At 41.5% G+C, this 12,796-nt stretch carries 11 protein-coding genes; 5 read left to right on the top strand and 6 right to left on the bottom strand.

What is annotated here, in order from left to right; translation table 11 throughout:
• Positions 1 to 2 precede the first annotated feature (2 nt).
• Complete coding sequence (locus tag PSF67_RS17190; RefSeq protein ID WP_166267737.1) at positions 3 to 1,346, bottom strand: Na(+)-translocating NADH-quinone reductase subunit A; 1,344 nt, start codon at positions 1,344 to 1,346, stop codon at positions 3 to 5.
• Between the two features lie 416 nt (positions 1,347 to 1,762).
• On the opposite strand from PSF67_RS17190, the gene PSF67_RS17185 reads away from it, so the two are divergent.
• Positions 1,763 to 2,500: a L,D-transpeptidase family protein gene (locus PSF67_RS17185; protein WP_102139754.1), complete on the top strand. Its 738-nt coding sequence runs from the start codon at positions 1,763 to 1,765 to the stop codon at positions 2,498 to 2,500.
• Here the strand turns inward: PSF67_RS17185 and PSF67_RS17180 are convergent.
• Both PSF67_RS17180 and lpcA read right to left on the bottom strand, forming a co-directional pair.
• Positions 2,471 to 3,238 carry a class II glutamine amidotransferase gene (locus PSF67_RS17180; RefSeq protein WP_102139755.1) on the bottom strand — a complete coding sequence of 256 codons (768 nt, stop codon included), beginning with the start codon at positions 3,236 to 3,238 and terminating at the stop codon, positions 2,471 to 2,473. The two genes, PSF67_RS17185 and PSF67_RS17180, sit on opposite strands and share 30 nt — an antisense overlap.
• Positions 3,239 to 3,266: 28 nt before the next feature.
• Positions 3,267 to 3,845 carry a D-sedoheptulose 7-phosphate isomerase gene (lpcA, locus tag PSF67_RS17175; RefSeq protein WP_210844409.1) on the bottom strand — a complete coding sequence of 193 codons (579 nt, stop codon included), beginning with the start codon at positions 3,843 to 3,845 and terminating at the stop codon, positions 3,267 to 3,269.
• 366 nt (positions 3,846 to 4,211) lie between these two features.
• Between lpcA and fadE the strand changes: the two genes are divergently transcribed.
• The gene (gene fadE / locus PSF67_RS17170; protein ID WP_166267739.1) at positions 4,212 to 6,677 is read left to right on the top strand and encodes an acyl-CoA dehydrogenase FadE; all 2,466 of its coding nucleotides are present in this window, start codon (positions 4,212 to 4,214) and stop codon (positions 6,675 to 6,677) included.
• Positions 6,678 to 6,732: 55 nt separating this feature from the next.
• Here fadE and PSF67_RS17165 read toward each other — a convergent pair whose 3' ends face one another.
• Both PSF67_RS17165 and lysA read right to left on the bottom strand, forming a co-directional pair.
• Positions 6,733 to 7,596, bottom strand: a complete 864-nt coding sequence (locus PSF67_RS17165; protein WP_272677318.1) for a hypothetical protein — start codon at positions 7,594 to 7,596, stop codon at positions 6,733 to 6,735.
• Between the two features lie 159 nt (positions 7,597 to 7,755).
• The gene (gene lysA, locus PSF67_RS17160) at positions 7,756 to 9,015 is read right to left on the bottom strand and encodes a diaminopimelate decarboxylase (protein WP_210844408.1); all 1,260 of its coding nucleotides are present in this window, start codon (positions 9,013 to 9,015) and stop codon (positions 7,756 to 7,758) included.
• 126 nt (positions 9,016 to 9,141) lie between these two features.
• Here lysA and PSF67_RS17155 point away from each other — a divergent pair, with 126 nt between their 5' ends.
• The gene (locus PSF67_RS17155; RefSeq protein WP_206276695.1) at positions 9,142 to 10,077 is read left to right on the top strand and encodes a LysR family transcriptional regulator; all 936 of its coding nucleotides are present in this window, start codon (positions 9,142 to 9,144) and stop codon (positions 10,075 to 10,077) included.
• Here PSF67_RS17155 and PSF67_RS17150 read toward each other — a convergent pair.
• Positions 10,051 to 10,971 carry a LysR family transcriptional regulator gene (locus PSF67_RS17150; RefSeq protein ID WP_102139760.1) on the bottom strand — a complete coding sequence of 307 codons (921 nt, stop codon included), beginning with the start codon at positions 10,969 to 10,971 and terminating at the stop codon, positions 10,051 to 10,053. The two genes, PSF67_RS17155 and PSF67_RS17150, sit on opposite strands and share 27 nt — an antisense overlap.
• 130 nt (positions 10,972 to 11,101) lie before the next feature.
• Here PSF67_RS17150 and PSF67_RS17145 point away from each other — a divergent pair, with 130 nt between their 5' ends.
• Together PSF67_RS17145 and PSF67_RS17140 are read left to right on the top strand one after the other, a co-directional pair.
• Positions 11,102 to 11,974: an MBL fold metallo-hydrolase gene (locus PSF67_RS17145; protein WP_166267747.1), complete on the top strand. Its 873-nt coding sequence runs from the start codon at positions 11,102 to 11,104 to the stop codon at positions 11,972 to 11,974.
• A gap of 175 nt (positions 11,975 to 12,149) precedes the next feature.
• Positions 12,150 to 12,794, top strand: a complete 645-nt coding sequence (locus tag PSF67_RS17140; RefSeq protein WP_210844405.1) for a DsbA family protein — start codon at positions 12,150 to 12,152, stop codon at positions 12,792 to 12,794.
• Positions 12,795 to 12,796: the final 2 nt, after the last annotated feature.

Raw genomic sequence — 12,796 nt, 5'->3', positions numbered from 1 at the left:
AATCACCCTTCTAGCTCAATCTTGGTCAGAACATCACGTAGCACCGGACCATATTCATATTTCGCTGGGCAAACGTAGGTACATAAACCTAAATCTTCTTCGTCCAACTCTAAACAGCCCAATTCTTGTGATGTGTCAGTGTCTCCAGCAAGGAGATCGCGCAATAAATGAGTGACCATGATGTCGAGAGGCATGACTCGCTCGTAGTTACCAATTGGTACCATCGAACGTTCGCCACCGTTCATTGTCGTTGTAAAATTAAAGCGTTTATTTTTCAGGAAGTGCCCGATTGTGGTACGAGTAATCGTAAATTTATTAACACCTGGCATAATCCAGCCAAATAATTCTTTATCGCGACCCTCGGCTAACACTGAGACTTGATTATGAAAACGACCAAGATAGTGATGGGTATCATCGCATGTCACGCCCCAAAGGACTGAACCCGAAATAATACGGTTTTCACCTGCTTTAAGCTGACCTTGTGTTAGTTCATATAAATCAGCACCTAGGCGAGTACGCAGAAGACGAGGCTTTTCAACTTGTGGCCCTGCTAATGAAATCACGCGGTCTGTGTAAAGGTGACCCGTAACAAATAGCTTACCAATAGCGATTACATCTTGGTAATTAAGGCTCCAAACTTTTTTCTTAATACTGACCGGTTCCAAGAAATGGATATGAGTTCCCGCTAAACCAGCAGGATGCGGCCCTGTAAATTGGGTATAAGAAATTTGGTTATGAGCCGCATTCTTCGGTAAGTCTCCCTCTCCATGACACACATGGATTTTACCTTCCGTTAAGCGACTTAAAACCAAAAGCCCATCGTTAAATGCTTGTTCTTGCTCTTGAATAACTAAAACAGGATCCGCTGCAAGTGGGTTAGTGTCCATTGCAGTGACAAAAATAGCGATAGGTGAAGAACCAGGCTGTGGTGAACGGCTAAATGGACGCGTTCTTAAAGATGTCCACATACCCGATTTTATCAAATTATCTTCAACTTGCTGTTGAGTTAACGTTGATAGCTCATCACGAGTATAAGCTGCAAAAGTTTCTTGTTCGTCACCATCAATTTCGATGACAACGGATTGAAGCACACGACGCTCACCACGATTAATAGCAATAATTTGACCGCAGGCTGGGCTTGTAAACAAAACCCCTGGGTTCTTTTTATCTTCAAAAAGAACCTGTCCTTTAACTACACGCTCACCTTCTTTAACCAGCATCGAAGGACGCATTCCGACATATTCTTCACCTAGCACAGCTACGTGTTGAATTTTCGGGCCGTCTTCTATCACTTGGGCTGGCTCACCTGCGATAGGAAGGTTGAGGCCTTTTTTAATTTTAATCATAAGATCTGCACAAGTTTATCAGTTAAACCCTAAGCTAACGATTCAGCAATGAATGATAGCGACTCATTAAATAAAAAATAGCTCAAGTAATAGTCATCACTTAAGCAGGTATTCTCACATAATTGTTACTAAATTTTATCTTCTGCCAACCATAATTTTATCAGTTCCCACTCTCTATGTCCGGCTATAGAAGTGACATAGTTCAAGCAAATTGCATTAATATTTAAATTTTTCTGTTAACAATTCGTTATTATCGATGCTTAAGCTCATATTTATCGACCAATGTTTAATTTTTAAGCAATAAAGGTTCATTTAAAAACTATTAACAAACTATATTAATTTTCGATTTACTCGTCTAAAATGCATAAAATATGTACTCTTTTTGTTCAATAACATTTTCGTGATATGGCTTAGATATGAAATTAAGTAAATTTTTTAGTGCAATTTTTTTATTTATACTCATATATTCCCCTGCTATTCAGGCGAGTAACTATTCATTTCTACTTAATAATAACGTATCTGATAACCCAAATTCATCTATTTTTATTCAAATATTTAAGCAAGAAGGTTTATTAGAACTCTATCAAAAAACGCCATCAGGAAAATATAAACTGTCGAAAACTTACCCAATTTGTAAATTCTCTGGCGGGCTAGGTCCCAAAAAGATTGAAGGTGACCTAAAAAGCCCAGAAGGATTTTATCAAATTACAACAGAACAGCTCAATCCTAACAGTCGGTATTACCGATCTATCAACATCGGTTTCCCTAATGAGTTTGATAAGGCACAAGGCTATAACGGTAGCTACCTTATGATCCATGGCAGTTGTGTTTCAGTTGGGTGTTATGCCATGACGGATGAATATATGGGTGAAATTTACCAAAGGGTAGAGACAGCCTTACTTAGCGGGCAGCCCGTCATTAATGTCAGCATTTACCCATTTAGAATGACAAATGAAAATATGCTGCGCTACCGCAATTCCAGCCACTATGCCTTTTGGAAACAACTCCAACCTGCTTACGAGTATTTCAACCGTACAGGAAGACCCGCTGAGGTGTCCGTCGCGTTAGGTAAATATGCAGTTATTGACCAACCTGAAACCCCAACAAAATTGTTAGGGTCTAAATCACAATATGCGCTCACCAAGATAGAATAAGACGAAATTACCGGGGTCAATTCGCTGCCAATTTTCGTTACCCGTTAATGGTTGCGTTGCGATGACAGAAACAACATCAGTGGGTGTCGTGCACTGCTCAAAATCGATTTCAATATCTTGGTCGAGTAATTTAGCTTTACCAAATGGTGCCTTGCGCGTTAGCCAATGCAAATTCGTTGAACTAAAGGCCATCATATATTGCCCATCAGACAGCAACATATTAAACACGCCTTTATGACGCAATTGGTCAGCTAAGGTCGCAATAAAACGGAACACACTTTTCCAATTCGATGGCCTGCGTGGGTACTTTTCACTGAGTTGATGAAGTATCCAGCAAAATGCCCATTCGCTATCGGTTTCACCTATCGGCCAATAGCGCCCAGTTTTCAGTGTACGATATCCCTTTAACTGCCCATTATGCGCATAAGTCCAATTACGCCCCCATAGCTCGCGAGTAAAGGGGTGAGTGTTTACTAACGACACATCCCCTCGGTTTGCTTGGCGAATATGAGCAACAATACTTTCTGACTTAATCGGGTATTCCTGCACAAAGCGGGCGACAGGTGACAAAAAACTAGGTTGAGGATCTTTAAATGTGCGACACCCGAGCCCCTCATAAAAGGTAATTCCCCAGCCATCTTTATGTGGGCCAGTTTGCCCACCTCGGGAAATTAACCCACTTAAGCTAAACGAAATATCGGTTGGAACATTGGCACTCATGCCAAGTAACTCGCACATTTAAAAACTCCTGAAACAGTAATAACTGTTATTTCACCATCTCTTTTTCGATTAACTGAATTAAGATATGAATAACTTTAATATGAATTTCTTGGATACGGTCGGCATACCCAAAGTGTGGGACTCGAATTTCGATATCCGCGGTGCCAGCCATTTTCCCGCCATCTTTGCCTGTTAGCGTGATGACTTTCATGCCTTTTTCACGTGCTGCCGCAATCGCTTTAATAATGTTCCCTGAATTACCAGAGGTAGAAATTCCGAGTAAAACATCCCCTTTCATACCAACAGCTTCGATGAAACGTGAAAAAACGTATTCATATCCAAAGTCATTACTCACGCAAGATATATGACTCACATCTGAAATTGCAATTGCAGGATAACCTGGGCGGTTTTCACGGTAACGTCCTGTTAATTCTTCAGCAAAATGCATTGCATCACAGTGAGACCCCCCATTACCACAAGATAATACTTTGCCACCCGCTTTAAAAGAGTCAGCGAGCAGTACAGCGGCCTGTTGAATAGCAGCAATATTGGTATCATCGCTAAGAAAATTCGATAACGTCTCGGCCGCTTCTGTCAGCTCACCACGGATTAAGTCTTGATACATGAGATTTCCTCTTAATTAAGAATACGTTATAGAGAGTACGATTAATTCATATCCAAATTATCCTAAAAGAAAAATGGCGCTCCATGGCAAAACTCAGATAGATATCAGTAATTAATCTTTAATAGTCAGATTGTTGCACAGGGATAATTTTGTTTCTACTTTTGATTGTGCTGTCTTGGCCCTATCGACAAAATTCATCAAAACGCATAACCAATAAGACAAATTACTGCAATAACTTCCTTTACATGACGTTTTTGTGAGCTAAGTTGTAATTAAGATGTAAATACATTGCTAATTCTTTATTAATGGGTATAGATTAAAGCAACAAACAGGTCGGACCTCTTACAAGTAGACGGGAGCTTAACTATGATCCTTCTCAGCATTGTGTTATTTCTCGCCTTAATCGGCGTACTTTGTTATCACAAAACCTCTTTAATTTTTAGCTCGATATTGTTATTAGCCTATACCGCGGTGATGGGCGCAATGAACCTTTGGAGCTACTGGATGTTACTACCAGTCGCCTTGGTACTATTTCCTTTTGTATTCAGCCCAGTACGCCAATCTCTATTTTCCGCTCGTGCGATGAAAATGTTCCAAAAAGTCATGCCACCGATGTCGCGTACAGAAAAAGAGGCGATTGATGCAGGAACAACGTGGTGGGAGGGTGACCTTTTCCGTGGAGCTCCTGATTGGAACAAGCTGCACAACTACCCGAAACCTCAATTAACGGCAGAAGAACAAGCGTTTATTGATGGGCCTGTTGAAACGGTTTGTGGCATGGTCAACGACTTCGAAGTTAGCCATGAACTTGCGGACTTAACACCTGAGGTATGGCAGTACCTACGTGATCACCGCTTCTTCGCTATGATCATCAAAAAAGAATACGGTGGCCTTGAGTTCTCTGCATATGCACAGTCACAGGTTCTACAGAAGCTCGCAGGCGTGTCTGGTATTCTTGCTATCACGGTAGGTGTGCCAAATTCATTAGGCCCGGGCGAATTACTGCAACATTATGGTACTGACGAACAAAAACAACGTTATTTACCTGGCTTAGCTACGGGTGAAGAAATTCCATGCTTTGCGCTAACCAGCCCTGAAGCAGGTTCCGATGCCGGTGCTATCCCAGACTCAGGTGTTGTTTGTATGGGTGAATGGCAAGGCGAGCAAGTATTAGGGATGCGTTTAACATGGAACAAACGCTATATTACCTTAGCGCCAATTGCCACTGTATTAGGCCTCGCATTCAAACTTTCCGACCCTGATAAGTTATTAGGCGGTGAGAAAAATCTTGGTATCACCTGTGCATTAATTCCAACCAACACCCCAGGAGTTGAAATTGGTCATCGCCACTTCCCACTAAATATTCCATTTATGAATGGCCCTACCCGCGGACAAGATATTTTTGTACCTATCGATTACATTATCGGTGGTCCAAAAATGGCAGGCCAAGGCTGGAGAATGTTGGTTGAGTGCCTTTCTGTGGGCCGTGGCATAACATTGCCATCGAACTCAACGGGTAGTTTGAAGAGTATTGCCATCGCAACAGGGGCTTACTCTTATATTCGTCGCCAATTCAAGTTACCCATTGGGAAAATGGAAGGGATTGAAGAGCCATTAGCACGCATTGCTGGTAATACTTATCTTATGGATGCGGCGGCAACTCTCATTACCTCTGGGATTATGTTAGGTGAAAAACCTGCTGTTCTATCTGCTATTGTTAAATACCATTGTACGCACCGGGGCCAGCGCGCCATTATTGATGCCATGGATATTACTGGCGGTAAAGGCATTTGCCTTGGGGATTCAAACTTTGTTGCTAGAGCCTATCAAGGCGCACCGATCGCCATTACGGTTGAAGGGGCAAATATCCTCACCCGCAGTATGATTATCTTTGGCCAAGGGGCTATCCGTTGCCATCCTTTTGTATTAGAAGAAATGGCCGCTGCGCAGGATAACAACTTACATAAATTCGACAAAGCCGTATTTGGCCATATTGGTCATGTAATTAGTAATCAATTCCGTAGCTTCTGGCTTGGTTTGACCAATGGCCGTGGAAGTCATGCTCCGACCAAAGATGAAACTCGTCGTTACTATCAAATGCTAAACCGCCAAAGTGCCAACTTAGCATTGCTATCCGATGTTGCCATGGGCGTGTTAGGTGGCAGTTTAAAACGTCGCGAACGTATCTCAGCACGTTTAGGGGATATTTTAAGTAACTTATATCTCGCATCTGCAACTTTAAAACGCTATGAAGATGAAGGCCGCCAAAAAGCTGATTTGCCACTAGTAAAATGGGCAGTTGAAGATTGTTTATATCAATCAGAAAAAGCGATGGATGACCTTCTGAAAAACTTCCCTAACAAGTTGGTTGCTGGGGTCATGCGCATCACGCTGTTCCCTACTGGCCGTGCGATGTCAACACCATCAGACCGATTAGACCATAAGCTTGCTCAAATCCTGATGGAACCATCAGAAACGCGCGACAGATTGGGCCGTGGTCAGTATTTAACACCTACGGAAAACAACCCTCATGGCTTAGTTAACCAAGCATTACTGGATATCATTGCCGCTGAACCTATTTTCGAACGTATTTGCCGTTTAAAAGAGCGCAAACTCAGCTTTACTCGCTTAGATAAGCTTGCTGACCAATTACTTCCTGAAAATGTGATTACGCAAGAGGAAGCCGATATCTTGCGTAGAGCAGAAGCAAGTCGGTTACGGACGATCAACGTCGATGAGTTTGAATTTGATGATTTGGGTGTACTTCCTACAAAAAAGTCGCCAAATGAGCCATCAAATGAAGAAGCTAGTAAGAAAAAGAAAGCGGCTTGATTGATTTTTACTTGTAAATCAAAGGGAACTCAAGAGTTCCCTTTGACATTCATATTTAAAGTAAATAATCATTGAAATATTCAACCACTTTGTCTTCATCAATACCTAAGTGTCCTTTCCAGCCAGCCCATGGCATCTCCATATCAGAGCGGCCTTTAGTATTGTTTAACTGGGACTCAGTACTCACAAGGTCACCAAAATTAACCATCGATGCTAATGATAAAGGGATAAACTGATTTGGTATCACACCGATTAATGCTAAAGATTGTAAAACCCCTCTATGTGTGTATTTATTACCCGGGATTATTTTGGCTTCTGCCAAACGCTTTTCAAAATGACCGGGGGTTTCATCATCCTTAGCAGAACGGAATAAATCCAATAACTGGTTAAATTTAATTTTATCGTCCCCAAATGGCTGTACTGGCTCAACATTAAGTAAATGTTTTAAATTTAAATAAGCATAAGAGGTATTACCTGTATAGGAATTTCCGTAATATAAGCAGTACTGAAAATAACTATCATTAATATAGATTTTTCGGTTGTAGTCACTGCATACCCAGCAACAGGCTAGTTGTGTTTTTTCTATATAGTCATGAATCTGTATGTTTTGGAGTTTATGGAAAGCACCTAGTACTGAACGTCCTCGTAAATAACTTCCCCCAACACCTGCAATGAAAGCATCAAAACAGCGCTCTTGGCTGAGTTTTTCCTCTTTTTTTAAACTGTTGAACTTGCGCATAATATCAGCATGGTCATTGAAAGACTCAATGTGATTCACTTGCCAATTAATTCGTGTTAGTTCCAATTGTTCTTTGTCTGAAAGTGTACTTTGACTATAAACAGAAACCTCACGCTCAACGTCATACTGGCTATTTTCATACTTATACAGTTTACGAAGAACCCTCATCGCTTTTTGCACCGATTTTTACCTTCTGATTTTTATTGTATTGCGTAGAATTTACATAAGGTAGGTAAAATACATGGAAATATAGATGTGGTGAATCAGAATAACCGCATCTTACAATAATAGCCTATGAGTAAGATGCCGTTATCTATTTATCTATAATGAAAGGAAGGCTTACAACTCCAAAGCCAATAGCTCTTCTATCGTTTGGCGACGGCGAATCAATTGTGGTTTGCCATTCACAAACATCACTTCGGGTAATAATGGGCGGCTATTGTAGTTTGATGACATGGATGCACCATAAGCCCCCGTATCATGAAAAACGAGGAAATCGCCAACTTTTACCTCGGGTAAAGCGCGAGTCACCACTAAACCGCCCTCTAACTGGGTAAATACATCTCCTGATTCACACAGAGGGCCAGCGACAATAGTGTCTTTTAGTTGAGCCCCATCCACATTACGTCCATCTGTAGGTAACAGTGAAATATGGTGATAGCTGCCATACATTGCTGGGCGCATTAAATCATTAAAACCGCTGTCAACTAACACGTAGTGGCGGCTCCCCATATCTTTAACAGCTCGCACTTCGGCTAACAATACGCCTGATTCAGCAACCAAATAGCGGCCAGGCTCTATTTCAAGTTCAATTGCGTGCCCTAAGTGTTGTTCGATACGTTGGCGAGCGTTATCCCATAGGCTGTAATAATGTTGCACATCGATTACTTCATCACCTTCACGATAAGGTGTGGATAACCCACCACCCGCTGATATTGCATGAAGATCAACCCCTGCGGTGGTGACAAACGCCACCATCGAATCACACACATCAGCAAGGTGCTGGTAATCAACCCCAGAACCAATATGCATATGAATGCCAACCAACGACAAATTGTAATGGCGAATTTTCTCTAACGCTAAAGGTAAGTCTTCGTGCCAAATACCGTGCTTACTATTTTCACCACCAGTATTAGTTTTTTGACTATGGCCGTGGCCAAAACCCGGATTGATGCGTAACCAAACCGGATGACCTGCTTTTTGTTCGCCAATTTGTTCAAGCATATCAATCGAGCCTGCATTTACAGGGATATCTAGCTCAGTGACTTTCGCTAATGTCGCTCTATCGAGCACATCTGCAGTAAATACGATTTCTGAGTTTTCACGCCCAGGCTGGAACCCTGCCACCAGCGCACGTTCAATCTCCCCTAATGAAACGGAATCGACTTTAACGCCTTGCTGTTTCATTAAGCGCAGGATATGAATATTCGAGCACGCTTTTTGTGCAAAGCGGACGGTATCAAAAACTTGTAATTGCTTGATACGCTCAATGATCACCGCGCTATCATAAACCCAAACAGGGCTACCATACTGCTCAGGTAATACACGTAAATACTCAGGAGTTAAATATTGGCTTGTTGTCGTTGCGAATGAAGTCATTGTCTTTCTCGTTTGCAAGTTTTTATTATATTAAAAGCTATTATTCAAAGAATAATACGGGAAAAAAAATATCTATTTTGCTAAAGTCTATTCATATTTGATATAGACTTTATTTAAGGACTTTCTATGCAAGCCATTTCATGGCGGCACATCGAAATATTCCGTGCAGTGATGACTACCCCCAACCTGACGGAAGCCGCTGCGCTGCTGAACACTTCACAACCCACTATTAGCCGTGAACTTGCACGCTTAGAATACCTTTTGCAGTTTAAGTTATTCGATAGAGTCAAAGGGCGGTTACAACCTACTGCACAAGGATTACGGTTTCTTGAAGAGGTTGAACGCTCTTATTATGGCTTGGAACGTATTAAAAATTCAGCAGAAACCATCCGCCGCTTCGAACATGCACAAATATCGATAACCTGTCTACCGGCTTTCGCCCAATCTTTATTACCCCAAGTTTGCCAGTCATTTATGGAAAACTACCCAGAGGTCAGCATCACAGTGATCCCGCAAGAATCCCCGGTTCTTGAAGAATGGTTGTCGGCTCAACGTTACGATTTTGGCCTCACTGAACATCTGCAAATGCCACCGGGAACTGAACAACAAACACTGGGAAGTTTAAATGAAGTGTGTGTTTTACCCACAAGCCACCCTTTGACCCAAAAAGACGTGTTAACCCCCAACGATTTCCAAGACCAACGTTTTATTAGCCTGTCATTAACTGACAGCTACCGTCAGTTGATTGACTCAACCTTTGCGGAACACCACGTCGAACGAAAAATGGTCATGGAAACACATTCGGCTTCATCTATTTGCGCTATGGCACTAAAAGGAATTGGAATTTCTATTGTTAACCCTTTAACCGCATTAGATTTTCACCAACAATCCGCTGGCAAGTTAGCGCTGCGCCCACTCAGTTTTTCGATTCCTTTTACTGTTAGCTTGATAAGGCCTATTCACCGCCCCTCATCACAATTGACCAATATTTTTACTCAACATTTAGAGGATAACTTTAATCAAATAAAAACCCAGCTAACTTCCGCGCTGTTGCATCAATAACTGCCAGTGAGGTGAAGTTTCAAACCAGTTAGCGAGATAATCAATCACCACTCTCAGGGCGGTTGGCATTTTTTGCCGGCTAGTATACACAGCGTAAATACCTAGTGGCATTGGCGTATATTCAGGTAATAACTGAACTAACTCCCCCGAAGCCAAATGATTAGCGACTGAATAATAAGGTTGCATAGAGATACCCGCGCCTTGCAATGTTGCTTCAGCGAGAAATACGGATTCGTTAGCACTTAAGCGCCCATCAACTAACACACTATGCTGCATGCCTGCTTTTTCAAATACCCATAAGCTACGACCAAAAAAATTATAGGTTAAGCAATCGAGTAAAACTAAATCCTCTGGTTTTTCAGGATGTTTTTTTCCTTTTAAAAAATCAGGTGAAGCGCAAATAACAGAATGGCAAGTTGACAAGGGTTTAGCGATTAAACTCGGTTCCAGCTGATTGGTGATGCGGATCGCTAAATCAATTCGCTCCTCTATTAAATTAACCGATTTATTCGATATTTGCATATCAATAGCCATATTCGGGTAGAGTGTCATAAACTCAGCAATAGCCACAGAGAGCGCACTTTGGGCAATAGATTGTGAGCAACTAATGCGCACTAAACCGGATAATGCTTTTGCATCATGCTCTTGTTGCACAGGCACCATTTGGGAAATAGCATTAAGTTGCAAAGATTGTTGATATACACCTTCCCCTGCGGAAGTTAAACTTAATTTCCGCGTGGTGCGATTTAGTAAACGGACCCCCGCCCACTGTTCCATTTCCGACAAATAGCGTGTCACCATCGCTCTCGACATATCCAGTTTTTCAGCTGCGCCACTTAGGCTGCCCTGTTCAACAATAGTAATAAATACTTCTGCCGCTTTTAATCTATCCATGCCACTCTCATTTGACCGAATTATGCAACAAACAACACCTAATTATGGGGTTTTTCATCTTATCATTGCAATTTAGTATACACGACATGCAAAACAAACTTTTCTGTATAACTTCATTTTAGGATACAACATGAAATTGACCTTATTAGCAGCAACCACATTATTCGCCACAACTATGAATCTAGCACAAGCTGAAAAACTGGCATTGGATGTTTATAACCCCGGAAATAACAGCGTGTTCCCTGTTTCCTCTGAAATTATTAGCGGCTCAAGTGAAGTGGTACTGATTGATGCGCAATTTCAAAAAAATGATGCACAACAATTGGTTGATAAAATCAAAAAACTCAATAAGAAATTAACCACGATTTATATTAGCCATTCAGATCCAGATTACTATTTTGGGCTCGATACCCTAACAAATGCTTTCCCAGAGGCAAAGGTGGTCGCGACAGCAAACACTGTTGAAGCCATTAAAGCCACTAAAGATGGCAAACTTGCTTACTGGGGCGGTGTATTAAAAGATGAAGCCCCTACTCATGTTATCGTCCCTGAAGTGATTAAAGGAGATAGCTTTACGGTTGATGGCGAGCGACTTGAAATTAAAGGCCTTGATGGCGCTTCGCCAGATAGAACCTATGTCTGGGTTCCATCATTGAAAGCCGTTGTGGGTGGTGTCATTGTTTCTGACAATATTCATGTTTGGGTTGCTGATACACAAACAGAAGAGTCGCGTAAAAATTGGCTACAAACATTAGAAGACATCAAAGCTCTGAACCCAGCAACCGTTGTTCCCGGCCACTTTACGGGGGCGTCTAAACTAGATGTAACGACGGTTTCTTTCACTCAAAAATATTTACAGGACTTTGAAAGTGCATATAAAACAAGTAAAAACTCAGATGAGCTCATCCAAAAAGTTGCAGCGAAGTACCCACAATTAGATGATAAATCAAGCTTAGAACTTAGTGCAAAAGTCATTAAAGGCGAAATGAAATGGCCTCAGTAATTAAGTAATATTCACTATTTCAGCCAGTTGCGCGGTATGCCTCGTATCTACACACTGAATGACTTACCTAAAACAATTTGGCTGATTTAACTAGATGATAGTGGTATTAATCTTTTGATGGTAATGATACAACTTAATTCAAATTACTTAAAAATAGCAAATAAAGAGAACGATTATGAGCAACATCACCCTACACTATATTTATGACCCTTATTGCGGCTGGTGCTACGCTGCAGCACCTTTAGTCGAAATTGCCAAGCAACACCCAAGTATCAACATTGAAATGCATGGTGGTGGCATGCTAGCAGGTGACGCTCGTCTACATTTAGATGATAATTTTCGCCAATATATTCTGCAATCAGATAAGCGCATTGCATCAATGACAGGACAAGTGTTTGGCGATGACTATATAAAAATGCTACACGAACCTAATTTGGTTATGGACTCAACACCACCGCAAACCGCTATATTAGCGGCAACCAAGCAAGGCAAAGGCTTTGAAATGCTTAAAGCCATCCAAAAAGCGCACTATATTTCAGGGCGCCATATTAAAGATGTTGACGTGCTTCTCGACCTTGCAAAAGATATTGGCCTTGATGTACCTCAGTATCTGTCCGACTACAGCGAATGTGAACAACATGAAACCCCAGCCCACATCGAAAGCAGTAAGGCTCTGTTAGCGCAGTCAGGGGCTTCTGGTTTTCCAACTCTGTTGATACAACAGCAAGATAAATGGTTACGTGTTCCATTACAAAATTACCTTGGTGAACCGAGTAAATGGCAGCAGTTTTTAGATTCTTTAGTCACTGCCGCATCTTAATA

The sequence above is a fragment of the Providencia sp. PROV076 genome (assembly GCF_028483405.1).
Taxonomy (GTDB): Bacteria; Pseudomonadota; Gammaproteobacteria; order Enterobacterales; family Enterobacteriaceae; genus Providencia; species Providencia huaxiensis.
This window is presented reverse-complemented; position numbering and strand designations above follow the sequence as displayed.